16 protein-coding genes and 1 other annotated feature are annotated in these 16,517 nt (G+C 51.1%); of the genes, 3 read left to right on the top strand and 13 right to left on the bottom strand.

Annotation, left to right across the window (positions count from 1 at the left end; all coding sequences use genetic code 11):
* Positions 1–44: 44 nt before the first annotated feature.
* Both SNR34_RS22490 and SNR34_RS22495 read right to left on the bottom strand, forming a co-directional pair.
* Positions 45–566, bottom strand: a complete 522-nt coding sequence (locus SNR34_RS22490; protein ID WP_236421287.1) for a deoxycytidylate deaminase — start codon at positions 564–566, stop codon at positions 45–47.
* Between the two features lie 41 nt (positions 567–607).
* Positions 608–1,195, bottom strand: coding sequence for a ComEA family DNA-binding protein (locus tag SNR34_RS22495; protein ID WP_486180199.1), 588 nt, complete (start codon positions 1,193–1,195; stop codon positions 608–610).
* Positions 1,196–1,376: 181 nt separating this feature from the next.
* On the opposite strand from SNR34_RS22495, the gene comER reads away from it, so the two are divergent.
* Positions 1,377–2,222 (top strand): late competence protein ComER, encoded by an 846-nt coding sequence (gene comER, locus SNR34_RS22500; protein WP_486180200.1) that lies wholly within the window; start codon positions 1,377–1,379, stop codon positions 2,220–2,222.
* On the opposite strand, the gene leuS is transcribed toward comER, so the two are convergent.
* The 4 genes from leuS to SNR34_RS22520 form a co-directional block, all read right to left on the bottom strand.
* Positions 2,203–4,647: a leucine--tRNA ligase gene (gene leuS / locus SNR34_RS22505; RefSeq protein WP_339273888.1), complete on the bottom strand. Its 2,445-nt coding sequence runs from the start codon at positions 4,645–4,647 to the stop codon at positions 2,203–2,205. The genes comER and leuS overlap by 20 nt on opposite strands.
* Positions 4,648–4,717: 70 nt before the next feature.
* Positions 4,718–4,984, bottom strand: a binding site (T-box leader).
* Positions 4,985–5,100: 116 nt separating this feature from the next.
* A complete protein-coding gene (locus SNR34_RS22510) occupies positions 5,101–6,057 on the bottom strand; it encodes a phosphotransferase family protein (RefSeq protein WP_486180201.1) in 957 nt (318 codons plus the stop codon).
* Positions 6,058–6,157: 100 nt separating this feature from the next.
* On the bottom strand, positions 6,158–7,468 hold the full coding sequence (locus tag SNR34_RS22515) for a HAMP domain-containing sensor histidine kinase (RefSeq protein WP_486180202.1): 1,311 nt from the start codon (positions 7,466–7,468) through the stop codon (positions 6,158–6,160).
* Positions 7,469–7,590: 122 nt separating this feature from the next.
* Positions 7,591–8,283: a response regulator transcription factor gene (locus SNR34_RS22520; RefSeq protein WP_486180203.1), complete on the bottom strand. Its 693-nt coding sequence runs from the start codon at positions 8,281–8,283 to the stop codon at positions 7,591–7,593.
* A 205-nt stretch (positions 8,284–8,488) separates the two neighbouring features.
* Here SNR34_RS22520 and SNR34_RS22525 point away from each other — a divergent pair, with 205 nt between their 5' ends.
* The gene (locus tag SNR34_RS22525; protein ID WP_236421280.1) at positions 8,489–9,238 is read left to right on the top strand and encodes an ABC transporter ATP-binding protein; all 750 of its coding nucleotides are present in this window, start codon (positions 8,489–8,491) and stop codon (positions 9,236–9,238) included.
* Between the two features lie 68 nt (positions 9,239–9,306).
* Positions 9,307–11,787: an ABC transporter permease gene (locus SNR34_RS22530; protein ID WP_486180204.1), complete on the top strand. Its 2,481-nt coding sequence runs from the start codon at positions 9,307–9,309 to the stop codon at positions 11,785–11,787.
* 47 nt (positions 11,788–11,834) lie between these two features.
* Here SNR34_RS22530 and SNR34_RS22535 read toward each other — a convergent pair whose 3' ends face one another.
* From SNR34_RS22535 to aroE, 7 genes are all read right to left on the bottom strand, one after another.
* Positions 11,835–12,605, bottom strand: a complete 771-nt coding sequence (locus tag SNR34_RS22535; RefSeq protein WP_236421279.1) for a class I SAM-dependent DNA methyltransferase — start codon at positions 12,603–12,605, stop codon at positions 11,835–11,837.
* 212 nt (positions 12,606–12,817) lie between these two features.
* Positions 12,818–13,723, bottom strand: a complete 906-nt coding sequence (locus tag SNR34_RS22540) for a CvfB family protein (protein WP_236421278.1) — start codon at positions 13,721–13,723, stop codon at positions 12,818–12,820.
* A complete protein-coding gene (gene rsfS / locus SNR34_RS22545; protein ID WP_236421277.1) occupies positions 13,720–14,067 on the bottom strand; it encodes a ribosome silencing factor in 348 nt (115 codons plus the stop codon). Before rsfS ends, SNR34_RS22540 begins: the two co-directional genes overlap by 4 nt.
* A complete protein-coding gene (gene yqeK, locus SNR34_RS22550; protein WP_236421276.1) occupies positions 14,064–14,651 on the bottom strand; it encodes a bis(5'-nucleosyl)-tetraphosphatase (symmetrical) YqeK in 588 nt (195 codons plus the stop codon). Before yqeK ends, rsfS begins: the two co-directional genes overlap by 4 nt.
* Positions 14,635–15,225, bottom strand: a complete 591-nt coding sequence (locus SNR34_RS22555; RefSeq protein WP_339273891.1) for a nicotinate-nucleotide adenylyltransferase — start codon at positions 15,223–15,225, stop codon at positions 14,635–14,637. The genes yqeK and SNR34_RS22555 overlap by 17 nt, the downstream gene beginning before the upstream one ends.
* Before the next feature lie 12 nt (positions 15,226–15,237).
* Positions 15,238–15,528 carry a ribosome assembly RNA-binding protein YhbY gene (gene yhbY / locus SNR34_RS22560; RefSeq protein WP_236421274.1) on the bottom strand — a complete coding sequence of 97 codons (291 nt, stop codon included), beginning with the start codon at positions 15,526–15,528 and terminating at the stop codon, positions 15,238–15,240.
* 88 nt (positions 15,529–15,616) lie between these two features.
* On the bottom strand, positions 15,617–16,495 hold the full coding sequence (aroE, locus tag SNR34_RS22565) for a shikimate dehydrogenase (protein WP_486180205.1): 879 nt from the start codon (positions 16,493–16,495) through the stop codon (positions 15,617–15,619).
* Positions 16,496–16,517 lie beyond the last annotated feature (22 nt).

Raw genomic sequence — 16,517 nt, forward strand, 5'->3', positions numbered from 1 at the left:
ATCGTTCTTTCTGTATGAATCTTTGTACATGCAGCATGCAAAATTCAATCACTCACGGTCATTATTGTCTCGCGCGGCGGTTGATACTGCTCCAACTTGCGAAACGTAATCCCCTGCTGCTCCATCATTCGTCTGACTTTGCCCGTATCTTTCGGATATGGGCGATGGAACACGATTTCGGTAATCCCGCTGTTGGCGAGCATGTTGGCACAGGTCCAACACGGCTCATCCGTGACATATACGGAAGAGCCTTCCCGGTCGATCCGATCCGTAAACAAAAGCAAATTCTGCTCCGCATGGATCGTACGGATGCAGCGCTGTTTTTTGACCATCTCTTCCCGGCCGTCGGTAATGACCAACTCATATTCTTCCGAGATCATGCAACCTGCTTCAGAACAATCGGGAACCCCCATCGGTGCTCCGTTATATGCCGTTCCCAGCAATTTTTTGCCTTGAACAAGCACTGCACCCACATGGCGCCTAGGACAACGCGAACGAGTGGATACCATGTAAGCAATATCCATAAAGTATGTGTCCCAGTCTTTGCGTGCATCTGTTGCGCTCATGCCGTTTCCCCTTCCGTTGTCATATTATCGAAAATAGTGCATTAGCGGATCTGCACATAAGGTGCCATCTTCTCCAACATTTTCATACCTATGCCTTTGACTTTCGTCAAATCGCTGACTTTGCCAAACGGACCATGGTTATTCCGATAATCGATGATGGCTTGAGCTTTCTTCTCCCCGATGCCCGGCAGCTCCATAAGCTTGGCCAGCGGCGCAGTATTGACGTCGATTTTCCCGTTGTCCGGCTCCTGCGTTGCCGCAAGATGATCCTGCAGCTCTTCAGCATGGCCAACGTTAGCGGGATCTGGCTGGGCAGAATGGATGAACGCCTGCTGTTCCGTTGTCGTTCCGGCAATGTCATGTCCGCTCTCCACCTTAGCTTCATCCTGATTTCCAGCCATTGCCGCACCCTGCCTGGTTTCCGGAACGGAAGCCGGCACTTGATTCGCATCGGCTGGACCCGAAACAGCCGACGGAACGGCAGCAGTTTCCTGAGCCGTCGTCGGCATTTCAGTACCGGGCTGAACGGCAGTCCATCCCGAAGGCGGCTGCTCGCTTTTGCCCGACCACAATATCAGTATGCTCCCCATCACTGCCGCAGCAATAATCAATCCTTGTTTCCACTTCATTCTTTCACACACTCCCGTCTCCCATTGGATTAATGAACACGGGCGGTGCTTCCGAACCGTAAAGCGGACGTTGCGTCCAAAATGATTGATTTTCATGTCATGCCGGCAAGGGCATGACGCATAGACTAGAAGGAACATACTGCGCGCCAGTACCGTAAAGCATGAAAGGAGGCCTGAAACAATGAAGGTTGGATTTATCGGAACCGGCAGCATGGGCAGCCTGCTGATCTATGCCATGATCCAATCCGGAGCATTGGAGCCCAGGCAGATCGCCGCGAGCAATCGGACCCCTTCCAAAGTACGTCAGTTAACCCTCCGTTATCCCGGCCTGCATGAGTCCCAGAGCAATCGAGAAACGGTCATTCGAAGCAAGATCGTATTTCTGTGCGTCAAACCGCTTGAATTCAAGCATGTCATCGATGAAATTTTGCCTGTTCTGCAACCCGAGCAGATTATCGTCTCCATCACGAGCCCGGTGCAAATACGCCATCTGGAAGCATCGCTTCCTTGCAAGGTGTCCAAAGTGATTCCCAGCGTGACCCACCAGGTCGGCAGCGGTGCCTCCCTCTGCATTCATGGCGAACGAATGACAGAGGAGGACCGTGCCGTGCTGGAAGGCTTGCTCGGCCATTTCAGCAGACCCTACCAGGTCGACGAGCAATGCACCCGAATCACTTCCGATTTTACCAGCTGCGGACCTGCCTTCATCTCGTTTTTCCTGGAGCAGTGGATCGACAGCGCAGTCAAGCTTACAGGGATCAAACGCGCGGATGCCTGCGCCCTTGCCGGCGAGATGCTCCTAGGAACAGGCAAGCTGCTCACCGAAGGAGGTTACACGCCGCAGGAGCTTCAGGCACGCGTTGCCGTGCCCGGCGGTATTACCGCACAGGCACTTGCGCTATTGAAAGCCAATCTGGATGGTGTTTTCGACAGCCTCATTCAAACCACCCACGACAAATACGAGGAAGATTTGATCAAGCTGGATGAACTGTTCAGAGCCAATGAGATTAACCGGCAACAATATTGACCAGCTTGCCTGGAACGGCAATGACCTTGCGAACGGTCTTGCCTTCCAGCGCCTGTTTGACAGCGTCCATTTCCAAGGTCAGGTCCTGCAGTCCCTGTGCGTCAAGATCTTTCGCAACCGTTGCGCGAGTTACGATTTTGCCGTTGATCTGAACGACGATTTCAACCTCGGCATCGACCGTCATCGCTTCGTCATATACAGGCCAAGCTACATAACTAATTCCGCCTTCATGTCCGAGACGGCTCCACAGTTCCTCTGCCATATGCGGTGCGAGCGGTGACAACAGCTGCACGAAGTTCTCCATCGAAGCCAGCGGCAGGCTCTCGGCTTTGTAAGCATCGTTGATAAAGATCATCAGCTGGCTGATCGCCGTGTTGAAACGCAGGTTCTCCAGATCGTCCGTCACTTTCTTGATCGTTTTATGCGTTGTGCGCTTGAACTCTTCCGTTCCGCCGTCAACCGTAATTTTATCGTTGATGGCACCGGTGTCCTCGTTGATGAACAAACGCCATACACGGGACAGGAAGCGGTGCATTCCCTCAACGCCGCTTGTGTTCCATGGTTTGGTTGCTTCCAAAGGCCCCATGAACATTTCGTACAGGCGCAACGTATCCGCACCGAACTCGCCCACGATTTCATCCGGGTTAATGACATTGCCGCGGGATTTACTCATTTTTTCGTTGTTCGTCCCGAGAATCATGCCTTGGTTCACCAGCTTGTGGAACGGTTCCTTCGTGCTGACCACGCCCAGGTCGTAAAGAACCTTGTGCCAGAAACGCGCATACAGCAAGTGAAGGACCGCATGCTCGGCGCCGCCGATGTACAAGTCAACCGGCAGCCACTGTTGTTGTTTTTCTTGCGAAATCAGTTCCTTGTCGTTGTGCGGATCGATGAAACGCAGGTAGTACCAGCAGCTTCCCGCCCATTGAGGCATCGTGTTGGTCTCGCGACGCGCTTTCATCCCAGTTTCCGGATCTACCGTGTTGACCCATTCCGTCACATTGGCCAGAGGAGACTCGCCCGTGCCCGATGGTTTGATCTGGTCGATATCCGGCAGCAGCAGCGGCAGCTCTTCTTCCGGCACGGTTTTCATCGTTCCGTCCTCCAGATGGAGAATCGGAATCGGCTCACCCCAATAGCGTTGACGGCTGAACAACCAGTCGCGCAGACGGTACGTCGTTTTGCCTTGCCCTTTGCCGTTCTCTTCCAACCAGGCGATCATTTTGGCGATCGCTTCTTCGTTGTTCAGGCCATTCAGGAATTCGGAGTTCACATGGGCTCCATCTCCGCTGTACGCCTCTTCCTCCACGTTTCCGCCCTCAACAACTTCAATGATATTCAGGCCGAATTGTTTGGCAAATTCCCAGTCGCGGGCATCGTGCCCCGGCACGGCCATAATGGCTCCCGTTCCATAACCGGCAAGCACATAATCGGCAATCCACACAGGCACTTTCGCGCCGTTTACCGGATTGATGGCATAAGCACCCGTGAATACGCCCGTTTTGTCTTTCGCCAAATCCGTGCGCTCCAGGTCGCTCTTGCGAGCTGCCTGTTCCTGGTAGGCTGCGACCGCTTCGCGTTGGTCGGCCGTTGTGATGGCATCCACCAATTCATGCTCCGGTGCCAGCACCGCATAACTCGCGCCAAACAGCGTATCCGGACGAGTCGTGAACACTTTGATGACTTCCTCGCGTCCTTCGATGGCAAAAGTCACTTCCGCGCCCGTCGATTTGCCGATCCAGTTGCGCTGCATATCCTTGATGCTCTCGGACCAATCCAGCTCCTCCAGATCCTCAAGCAAACGCTCGGCGTATTCCGTGATCTTCAGTACCCACTGGCGCATCGGTTTGCGCACGACCGGATGCCCGCCGCGCTCGCTCTTGCCGTCGATGACCTCTTCGTTGGCAAGCACCGTGCCCAATGCTTCACACCAGTTAACCGGCACTTCGTCTACATATGCCAGTCCTTTTTTGTACAACTGGATGAAGATCCATTGCGTCCATTTGTAATATTCAGGGTCTGTCGTGCTTATCTCGCGGTCCCAGTCATAGGAAAAACCGAGCGACTTGATCTGGCGGCGGAAATTGTCGATGTTGCGGAACGTGATGTCCCGTGGATGTTCGCCCGTATCCAGCGCATGCTGCTCTGCCGGAAGGCCGAAAGCGTCCCATCCCATCGGATGCAATACGTTATAACCGCGCATGCGCTTGTAGCGGGAAACGATATCCGTTGCCGTATATCCTTCCGGATGGCCTACGTGAAGACCGGAACCGGATGGATACGGGAACATATCCAATGCATAAAATTTAGGCTTGGACGGGTCCTCCCCCGTCTTAAACGTTTTGTTTTCATCCCAGAACTGCTGCCACTTTTTCTCCATGGTTTGCGGCTGATAGCCATGCTTTGGCTGATGATGTTCACTCATCTGTCGTTCCTCCTCTAATCATTCCATCTATTGCAACAAAAAAACCTCAGCATCCCGTAGCGTTTGCAGCGCTAGGGACGAGAGGTTGATTTCCCGTGGTACCACCCTAGTTAGCGGACGAACGTGCTTCGTTGTCCACTCCCTTTGGACCTGTAACGGCGGTGAACCGATGCGGATTTTCCATTCCCCGAAGGGCAAGATCCTTACAGGCATCAAAATGGTGTAATCACCGCATTTCTCCAAGGCGAGTTCGCGATATACTGCCAATCGGCTTGCACCAACCGCCGACTCTCTGTCATGTGCAGGACTCGTTACTGATCCTTATCATCGAAATATGTATTCGCTTTTGATCGGAAACATTATATTAAAAATTGGCACCAAAGTCAATATTGCTGCCCTTCGCCTCTGCGTATGCAGTTCAACGAGCTTTGGCTGCCTTTGTGTGTCCACGAATCAGGATAACCGGAAGCGCTCGATGCCCTCCTCAAGATTGCGGGTCGCCCATACCACGTGTTCCTTGTTATCGAACTGCCGATACGCACATTCTATCCGGAGCACCAGATCAAAATACAGGTCGTAAAGGCTCCTTCTCTGCCGTTCGCTTGCCGTTGCAACCGCTCTTCCATAACCTTTGACAAATCCGGGCGTATTGTTAAAATGACTGAAATAGTGCTCCATCAAAGGATCTGCCCATAGCGAACGCTCAAAATCGATGATGGCCGTAATTTTGCCCTGTTCCACAAAAACATTGCCATCCCACAAATCCCAGTGGACAAGTACAGGTTCTTTTACATCAACCAGGACATCCGATTTCTCTTGAATTAAACGTTCGAGCTTCTCATAACCGATGGAAAATTCCACTCCAGCCTCTTTCCCATCTGCAATCATATCATCCATCAGGTTCAGAAAAGCTTCTTTCCAGGTAGCATAATGTGGTTTTTTCTCGGAAAAGTAGCCGAATTTTTCGCCCTTGATCTCATTGATTCTCCGATTGTAAGCGCCCAGCTGCTGTTCGATGGCTTCCTGCTCTTCCACACTGTATTGGTCTTTGACCTTGTTATAAGGCTTGCCTGGCATGTATTCCATAATAAAATACTCTGCAGGGACAAAGCTCCGCGAAAGATCATGGGCGAGCACACGGGGAACGGGAACATCCTGGAGATCCGCGGCGAGACGAAGTGCCTGCACCTCCGCAACCATCACATCCTGTTCACAGCGCATTCGTGTAATTCCGGAGGAAGGTGCAATTTTGAGTACAACTTTCTGTCCGTCATCCAACGTAATACAATAGGCATGGTTCGCCCATCCATCCGTCATCTCCTTGTATTCTCTGACACCTGTCCTGAAATGCTGTTGAGTAATCCGGTTCAACTGTTCTGAAGTCAGCCTCGTTTTATAATTACTTTCCACTTTGCACCTCATTTACCTTATTCGTTAAGGGGATGACAATGTAAAGAAATATTTCCATACCCATTATGTCCGGCCCTCTCTACGCTTGCAAGACCTTTGATCACCTTCTAACATTTAAAGGCAAACTCACCGTAAAAACGGAGCCTCCTTCTGGTCTGTTCCCGGCCTGGACCCTTCCTCCCAGAATCTCAGTAATTTTCCATACAATGGACAGACCCAGGCCAGCACCACCCGTTTTGCGATTTCTGGACTGTTCGCCTCTGTACAACGGCTTGAACAAATGCTGCAGGTCAGAACTGGCAATTCCAGGGCCTGTATCTTGAACAGCTATGGCCCATATGCCGTTATCACACGTTGCCTTCACTTCAATGCTTCCGCCTTCTGGAGTATAACGCAAGGCATTATCCAGAAGATTTCCGAACGCCCTTTGCAGCAAATATGGATCCGTCATGATCTCAGCTCCCTGCTCCGGCAATGACAGCGCAAGACGGATCTGTTTGCGATTCGCTTCTTCCTGATACCCCAGGATCAACTCGTTCAGTAATCCGTCCATTCGTGTGCTTGCAAGCGTTGGTTTGTCTTCAAACCAGTCGAGCTTGGTATATGTAAGCAGGTCGGTGACCAAGTGATTCAGAACATCTGCTTTAATACGGCAATTTCGGATATACCTTTGAGTTTTTTCGGGAGTGAAGGCAACGCCATTCTCCAGCCCTTCCAGATAACCACGGATGGCAAAAACGGGTGTTCTTATATCATGGACGATGGAAGCGATGAACAGCCGCCGCTCTTCTTCCATGGCCTGCTGCCGAATTAGGGAATGTTCCAGTTCGGCCCGCATTTTTTGGAAGCCTGCCGAAACCTCATGTACTTCTTTCACTCGGGAAGACGGAAGATCCACACAAAATTCACTTCTGGAAATCCCCTGTGCTGCCTGTCCCAGTTTCTTCAATGGTTTCAGCACCTGCTTGTTCAGGAACCAGGCACCTGTAAGCAAAATGATGGCAAGCAAACATCCCCAAATCACAAATCCGCCGTATTCCATAATCATTTTTTCAGCCAAGCTGCCATAGCTCCGCAATACCGGACCCTGATCCTGAATATAAACCATTCCGGTCAGCGTGTTCGTCGATGAATATACATAAAACTCATTTAATACGTTCCACTCCGAAAAGTCACCGACATTCTCCTTGGGCGTTATGTCTCCCCCTTCTTCAAGAATATATCCTCCTTCATCATATATGTTCGAGAAAATCTCCCGACGTTCTCTGTCCAGCAGCCGTATCCCAACATTCATTTTTTTGGAATCCTGCTCCAGCTTGATTTGCCACTCTTCGCTTTCCCACTGATCCCGCTGAGCCAAAATTCTCTGCTGCACCCATTCAATGCTGTATCCATCGTCGGTCGTTGCCATATTTGAATACCAATTCCCTGTTAATTTCACAACCGAAATTGGAACAAGCACTGTACACAAGATGATAATCAACAGCCACTGTTTTAATGATAACCGGCTTTTCATTAAAGATTGGAACCCCTTCATGACAACGGCTCTCCCGTAAATTTATATCCCGTTCCCCATACGGTCTGTATGTATTCGTTTCCCGTACTTCCCCTCTCAATCTTGTCCCTGATCCGAGCTATAAACACTCTTACCGAATGCTGATCTCCGTAGTGCTCTCCCCAGATTCGGTCGATGATCTGATCATGCGTAAACACCTGATTGCGATGTTTGGCCAGCAAAGCCAGCAAGTCAAATTCCTTGGTTGTGAGCGTAACCTTTTCGCCATTCACCTCGACCTCACGTGCGGAGTAATCAATGCTCAAACCTTTGAATAAGCCGATTGCCAACGAAGTGGATTCCTCCTTGCCAAACCGCCGCCTCACAGCTTTGATTCTTGCAATAATCTCTCCCGGTGTGGCGGACTTAACGATGTAGTCATCCCCTCCGACGCCCAATCCTCTGATTTTATCGGTAGATTCCTCCCTGGCACTCAGAAACAAGACGGGAACATCCGAATATTCCCGAATGGCACGGCAGATTGTAAAACCCGACTCGCCGGGCATCATCACATCGAGCAGCACACAATCCACCCGATTTTGATTCATGGTCCGCATGGCCGCTTCCCCGTTCTCCGCAGTAAGGACAGCATACCCCTCCATTTCGAGAAAATCACGCATAAGCTCTATAATTTCAATGTCATCATCCACAATCAAGATTACTTCCTGCATACTGTATCTCCCTTTCTCATCTGCTGTCCCATTATTATGGAGCATTCCTGTTGTTGATGGAACCTCCTAAACAGCGATTAGATAAAAGTACTATATTTTATTGATACATTATTGATCTTTTTCCCACAAAAAGGTGAGACATCTTCTGCATAATGATATCGATCAAAGCGATTCAGCAGATTTCCGTGAAAAGGAGAAAAGAGAAATGAGTAAACCCGTTTTACAAACCCACAATCTAAGCAAAGTCTACGGGGAAGGTAATCAAAGTGTTCCTGCCCTCGATGCTGTTGACCTGGCGATCCATCAAGGAGAGTTTGTTGCCATCATGGGACCCAGTGGTTCCGGCAAGTCCACATTGCTTCATCTGTTATCAGGTTTGGACAGGCCGACCCGTGGTAAAGTCATGCTGGACGGACAAGATTTATACGCCGGCACGGAATCCGCAATCACACTCACCCGCAGAGACAAGATCGGTTTTATTTTTCAGATGTTCAACCTGATTCAGGTACTAACGGCTCAGGAGAATGTAGCTTTGCCATTCCTGCTTGCTGGCAAGACTGACAGTAAAGTTAATAGCATGGCGTTGGATATGCTCAAAAAAGTAGGCATTGGGCATCTGGCAGCTTCATATCCATCCCAGATGTCAGGTGGACAGCAGCAACGGGTAGCCATCGCCAGAGCATTGATTACACAACCCCGCATCATGATGGCCGATGAACCTACGGGCAGTCTGGACTCCAAAACAGGGAAAGACATTCTGACGGTTTTGCGAAGCTTCTGTGATACAGGCAATCATTGCCTGGTTATGGTGACCCATGATGCAAGCGTCGCCTCTTATGCGCACAGAGTTCTTTTTATGAAAGATGGGAAATTGGTAGAAAACCTGAACCTGCAGCAGGACCCAAAAGTGAACCTGAGTCAGATCACATCCAGAATTGAGGGAATGCTGATATGAAGTGGATGTTAGCCCGTCTGGCTTGGCGTTTCTTGATTGCACGTAAAATAAGAGCCTTCTTTGCCATAATGGGAATAAGCCTAGGAGTTCTTCTTCTTGTATCGTCTCAGACGATGATGAGCACTTTGCAGCATTCCACTGAAGTTTCAGCGCGGGAGAGGTTCGGTGATTTTGATCTGATAGCAGGATATAACAAAGGGCAAAGGCTGCTTTCTTCCAAAGATATAACATGGATTAACAACCTCGAAGAGGTGCAGGAGACCACTCCGATCTTGCTGCCCTACACAGCAGGACACATGCCCGAAAATGTTGCTGTTCAACCCTTTTATTACAGCTTCAAAGCAGACCGTCTGGCCGCTGAGCATGAACTGCTTTCTCTGCAAACGGGATCATTTCCTGAAGATGCGCAAGTACTGATTTCCTCCAAATATGCCAAGGAGGCGGGGCTGGGGATCGGTTCGACCTTGACATTGCCTTTCCCACCCGCCGAAGATCAGACCGTAACGGTCTCGGGAATTCTAAAAGAAAGCGAAAGCTTGTCCCGTCTTTTTATTTTCAATTATGATTGGATCAGCAAGCTGACAGATCATACCGGACAGGCTAGTGCGCTGATCCTGAAGCTGGATAACGGGAATGTAAAGAGTGAGGTCATCGAGCAATTGAATGACCATTTCGACGGACTTACTATTGATCGCCGCAGCGCAAAGGAAGAGGAACAAAAAAATTTGGGTGGGCTTCGGCCGCTGGTAACCGGACTGTCCGTTATTGTTCTGCTTGGGAGTATTTTGATCGTCATTAGTACTTTGCAAATGTCCGTCCAAGAGAGACAGAAGGAACTGGCGGTTCTCCGGCTTTTGGGAGGCACACGGAGACAATTGTTCGAGATGGTCATTTGGGAAGCCTTGTGGATCAGTATTCTGTCCTCATTCATAGGATCCGCGGGGGGGATTATGCTGTGTTATGCTACTTCTGGGGTGCTTGAAAAATGGATGGGATATCGTGTGGATTCAGTTGTGGTATCCTATCCGGTGATTGCCGCTGTCATGCTCGGAAGTATTCTCGTTACACTGCTTGCTTCCTTCATCCCGGCTTATTCCTCCAGCAGAATGTCTCCACTTGCTGCCCACCGTCAACAGCCGGCACGTCTTACACAGCACTCTTTGTGGAAGCATATCGCCGTGTATTCCCTATTTGTTGGACTTATTGCACTTTCCATTCTGATCCCCGGGGGCAAGGAAACGTCCAAAACCGCGGTCATTATCGTCGGTGTACTGTTTGTTCTCCTATGTTTTTTGTGCATTTCCTTCCTGCTTAAGCCATTAATCAAAGGGATTGCACTGTGCCTGAAGCCTTTATATGCCATGGAAGGGACCATTGCTGGCAGAAATGCACTTAGCCGCATCGGACGAAGCAAACAAATCACCCGGGTAATCATGCTCTCCGTTATTGTCGGATTCGTAGGGTTCAGCGTTCTTGATAGCATAGTGAAGGAAACAGAAAAAAATATGGCCAATCAATTCCCCCTGGATTATATTATCCAGTCGGCCGAAGCTTCATATGAACCTGGATTCTCACCCGAACTGAGCAATCAGCTGAACCGCCTGAAAGGAATAGACAGTATTACAATAAGTTCAAGTCTCCTCGTAGATATCCCGGTTAATCAAATGTCACCGGATTGGAACGGTTCTGTGTTTAAAATTGATAACAAGGATCACGTGTTGGCAAGCCTGCAATCGATGGATTTGATCAAAGCTCAGCAGTTTTCTTCTTATCAGGTCGTTGAGGGTAAGATTCAGGATCTGCAAAAGAACCAGATTGTAGTCACGAAGGATTTCTGTCGTTACTTCGGGTACTCTATTGGGGATACACTGGAACTAAAGATGGATGAAGTCAGCGAGGCAGCTGGCGCTGCTCCCTTACAGATGAATATTGTGGGTGTTATCGATCAAAATCCATTGTTTCCGGGAGACGAAATGACCATGTATACTTCCGTTGACGCCGTTAACAGCTACCGGGAAGCCAAGGTGGAACAAATTCTGTTCAATATCACGGACAAGAATCAGCAGGAAGCCATAAAAGCACAGGTTCAGTCCCTACTTGAACAGCCCGAATATCAAAATACTGTATTTTATGACCGCATGGCGGAACTGGAGACGTTCTATCAGCAATACAAACAGCGTACGGCTTTTTTAACGGCCTCCATACTGCTTTTGACGCTTATTATCCTTGCCGGACTAATGAACATTATGTCCAGCAATCTAAGAGAAAGTCAAAAAGAGTTTGCCACGATGCGCTCCATCGGAAGCAAACCCTGGCAGGTCATCCGTTTAGCCTGGTTCGAAGGAATAATGATAGCGGTATCCGGGACTGTCATGGGACTCATTGCTGGCGTACTGTTACGTTATCAATTTTTGAGTGCTCTCGATGCCCAAAGCCCTGCTCCATACGGAATGATATTCGTCATCCTGGCGATCAGTCCCATTATAGGCATTGCCTCTGCTCTGCCATCAACGTACTGGTTGTCCAAAATCCAATACAATCGGGATTAAAAAAAGAGCTGCCATTGCATAACATGCAGGCAGCTCTTTTACTCACTTTATTTTACAGCAACGTAGAACAGGCGCTGCGCCTCCGGCCCGGCTTCATCCCACTCAAAGTCTGCATAGACACCGACTTCCCTGAATCCTGCCTTAAGCAGCTCAAGCTTCATCCATTCCGGATCGTAGGCCCGCTGTACGTGCACTTCCTCGAAGCGCTGATACATGTCCTTGCCGGCTTCCTTCATGCGTGCAAAGATGCTCAAATGATGTTCGATTTCGCACCGCTCCCGGTCCATGTCGCATGTCCAGATATAGGACACGGCGCGTTCGTCCAATACAAAAGGCTGTTCGTCATCATATCGAATCAGGGTATTCGGATGATGCACGTCGAACATAAACGTGCCTTCCTCCTTCAGCATCGCGTACGTCCGCTGGAACGTGCGAACGACATCCTCTTTTTCGAGCAAATAATTGATGCAGTCGCAGAACGAAATGACCGAATCTACCGGCTCGGGAACGCTCCAGTCCCGCATGTCCTGCTGCACCCACCGCACGCTGCCTCCACGGTACATGCGATGGCCCTGCGGCGTGGCATCCATTTTGTTTCTTGCCACGGACAGCATGTCCGCTGACAAATCGATCCCGATCACTTCAAAACCCGAATTGACCAAAGGAATCGTGATGGAGCCCGTCCCGCAGCCCAACTCGACCACGCTTTTCGGCATGCCGTGCCGTTCCCAGGCCGTCCGCGCAAATCGGATCCAATCGGGATAGGGCATATCCTCCATTAATTCATCGTATACGTAGGCAAATCTACGGTAAGACATGTCAGACACCGCACTTTCGAATTCAATTTAAAGCTTTTCCAAAAAGAAAGCAGGGCATCCGGCTTTCGTCCAGTTTACCCTGCCATCTTTATTCGGCATTCAGCTTTATTCCGAGAGGTGACCAGCTGCCGGATCGAGCCAGATCCAAGCCCGTAGGGTGCAGATCTGCATATATCCTGTCGCAAGCCCGTCAAGGAATGGAAGCGAAGCGCCTATTTAGGTTGATCGTCGTCCGCAGGAACCGCGTCCGCGAGATATGTCCAGCTTTCTTTTTGCTTCACGAGCCCTTCTTTCATCAGTTTGCCAAGGCCCCTCTTAAACGCGGATTTGCTGATGCCGAACCGTTTCTTGATGATGTCCGGCGGCGTGCTATCGGAATATGGCATGCCGCCTGTCGGACGTTCCTTGAGGAACGCAAGCAGCATGTCCGCGTCCTCATTGCGTCCAACTTCCTTGCGAGGCGACATCGCAAGATTTACGCGTCCATCCTCGCGAACGAGCGTTACCCGGCATTTCACCTTTTCGCCAAGGCGCAGCATCCGGTTCCGTTCGGAAGAATGAATCATGCCGATGGCCCCGAAACCGAGCACTCCGCCTTCGACGAGCACGAATGTACCCATTTGCAGCGGCTTGTACACAAGGACGTCGACCCATTGATTCAGCCAGGTCGTCGGTGCATGGAACGCCAGCGGAGCAAGCTCCCGTTCGCCGGCCAGCTTGGCCCGCAAACGCCCTTGCTTATCATGCTCCATGATCACGAACACTTCATCGCCAACCTGCGGGTGAAGCTCAGGCAGCTCAGGCAATTCGCGAATCGGGAGCAGCAGCTGCCGTCCAAGTCCCATCTCGAGGAAACAGCCTAAACGAGGATGAACATCAGCCACGACGAGGCGGCCCATTTCCCCCAGCGTCAGCAGCGGCTTTTTCATCGTAGCCGCGAGACGGTCCTCGGTATCAAAAAACAGAAATACTTCCAACGTTTCGCCAATCTTGATTTCTCTAGTCAGTTCCGTGTAATGGAGCAATACATCCTCCGTGCCTGTCGTCAGGAAGTAGCCGTACGGCGACACTTCGCGCGCAACGGGCAAAGAAACGATCGTACCCGCAATCAAACTCATACCGTCTCCACCACTTTGGCGTCAGACCACAGACGCTCGATGTTGTAGTATTCGCGTTCATCCCGATGGAATACGTGAACGACCACGTCTCCAAGGTCCATCAGTACCCAACGCGCCGAATCCATGCCTTCGATGCCGCGGATATTGACGCCGGCAGCGTGTGCCTGTTTGCGAATTTCCGTGGCGATCGACTGCACCTGCGTATCGGAATTCCCGTGACAGATCACGAAGTAATCCGCTACAAGGGAAATGCCTTTCAGATCCAAGGCAACGATGTTGGACGCTTTTTTATCGTCGGCGGCAGTAACCGCCATATTCATAAGTTCTTTCGATGATATTGTCATGAACCAACCTCCATGTTCGATAGTTGTAAAATCAAATCATTCCGGGCCAGCATCGTCAGCGGATAAATGACGCGCCGCTGGGAGATCAGCAGGCTGATCGTCGAATCAAAACCGGCAATGAGCCCCGCCTCCAGGCTTTTCTCGGCCTGTTCGCGGATCAGATCCACGCCGGGAAAATCCCTGCCCGGTTCAATATAGTCGGCAAGACATACCACTTTATCAAGCAGGCTCATCCCCACTCTCCCTGAGGTATGCCACTGAATGGCATTAAGGATTTCGGGGTCGTCAATGCCGTAATCGCGCCGGGCAACGAATGCGCCGACCTCGGAGTGCCACAATTGTTTGTCATGCCGCAGCAGTTCCTCGTTCAATCCGTTATTGCGAATGACGGCCTCCATCTCCGAGACGGGCCAATATTTGGCCACATCGTGCAGAATCGCCGCCAAGTCGGCTTTTACCGGATCAGCGCCATACTTTTCGGCAAGGCGCACGGCCGAATCCATGACGCCTTGCGTATGCTTCCATCGCTTTTCGGGCATCTGTCCGGAAACGGCGCGGATTAATTCATCACGGCTTAGCTCCATATAAACCGCTCCTTACAATGTATTCGTAAACCGAATCGGGAACCATGAAGCGGACGGAATGGCCGCTTGCCAATCGTCTGCGTATGGCTGTCGAGGAGATGTCCACCAGCGGCATCTCGGCCAGCAGCACTCGGCCTTGCAGCTCGTCAGGAAGATCATCCAGATGCAGCTGGAATCCGGGTCGCCCTACGCCGATGAAAGTAAGACGGGCTGCCAGCTCTTCGATCTGTTCCCATTTGGGCAAATAGTTCACCATGTCCGCTCCGATAATGAAATAAAAATCATGCTCCGGGTAGCGTCTCCAGAGCTCTCGCATCGTATCGATCGTATACGAGACACCGCCCAGCTCCATTTCGATATCCAGCACTTCGTACTGCTGCACATCTTTCACGGCAGCCGTCGTCATGTCCAGACGCTGCCGGCCCGAAGCTCCAGCCCCGCGTTTGTGCGGCGGCACATGCGATGGCATGAACCAGACTTCGTCGAGCGCATGCGAATCCCGGGCCGCCTCGGCCGCGAGCAGATGCCCCATATGGATCGGGTCGAACGTTCCACCCATGATGCCGATCTTCACCCGCTTCACCGCCTAAGGGAGTTCAATTTGCTTGTTGTCGCGCGATTCCTTGTACAGAACGATCGTGCTGCCGATCACCTGAACGAGTTCGCTGCCCGTCTCGCGCGCCAGCTCTGCGGCGATTTCGTTTTTGTCGTCCAGGCAGTTGTTGAGCACCTGCACTTTCATCAATTCACGTTTCTCGATCGCTTCCTCGATGTGACGGAACAAATGCTCGTTGGTTCCTCCTTTGCCGATTTGGAATACAGGGGTCAAATGATGTGCTTGCGAGCGCAAAAAGCGCTTTTGTTTTCCGGTTAACATAAATCCTTCATAACTCCTTATGCCGAGCAGGTCACGGAAAAAACAAAAACAACCTCGTTCAATGTCATTTCCGAACCTGAGCGTTCAATTATATTTTTAACAGGTTAAAACTGTTCAATACCGCGCGCCGCATCGTTTCTACCGGCGCAGGTACGCCGAGCCAGTGCTCGAAAGCCACCGCTCCTTGATACACAAACATGCCCAAGCCGCCGTGCACGATGCAGCCGCGCTTCTTCGCTTCCTGCAGCAGGCGGGTTTCCAGCGGGTTATAGATCAGGTCGCTTACGGCCGCCCCCTCCCGAATAAATGCAGGATCTACAGGAACATCGTCCACATAGGGATGCATGCCCGCGGACGTTGTGTTGATGACGATATCCGCTTCGGCCAATATCGATTCGGCTTGTTCCATGCCGCTGCCCACGATTTGTCCGAGACCATGGCTGCTCAGATCCGCAGCCAATGCAACAGCCCGGGCCGCAGTGCGGTTCAAAATGCTGATCCGTTCGGGCATTTCGAGGGCCAAAGCGTAAATGACGCCCCTGGCCGCTCCTCCGGCACCAAGAACGGCGATGTTCTTGCCTTTGAGATCAGGCACAGCTTCTTCCTTAAGGGACCGGACATATCCGATACCGTCCGTGTTGTAGCCCGTCAGCCTGCCGTTTCTATTGACGATGGTGTTCACGGCCCCGATGAGCCGCGCGCTCTCGTCGATATGGTCGAGATACTGCATAACCTGTTCCTTGTGCGGAATGGTCACGTTAACGCCAAGATAACCAAGGGCAACAATGCCTCGAACAGCCGCCTCCAGCTGCCCTGGCAGTACATGCAGCGGCATGTACATGCCGCTCACGCCTGCCGCCTGCAGGGCCGCATTATGCATGGCCGGGGATTTGGAGTGCGCGATAGGATCGCCCATTACCCCAAGCAGGACAGGAAGCGCAGCATGCTCTTTCTTCGATTCCGTCATTCGATTCGCCTCCGATCGGCCG

The organism is Paenibacillus sp. XP01 (genome assembly GCF_057364885.1).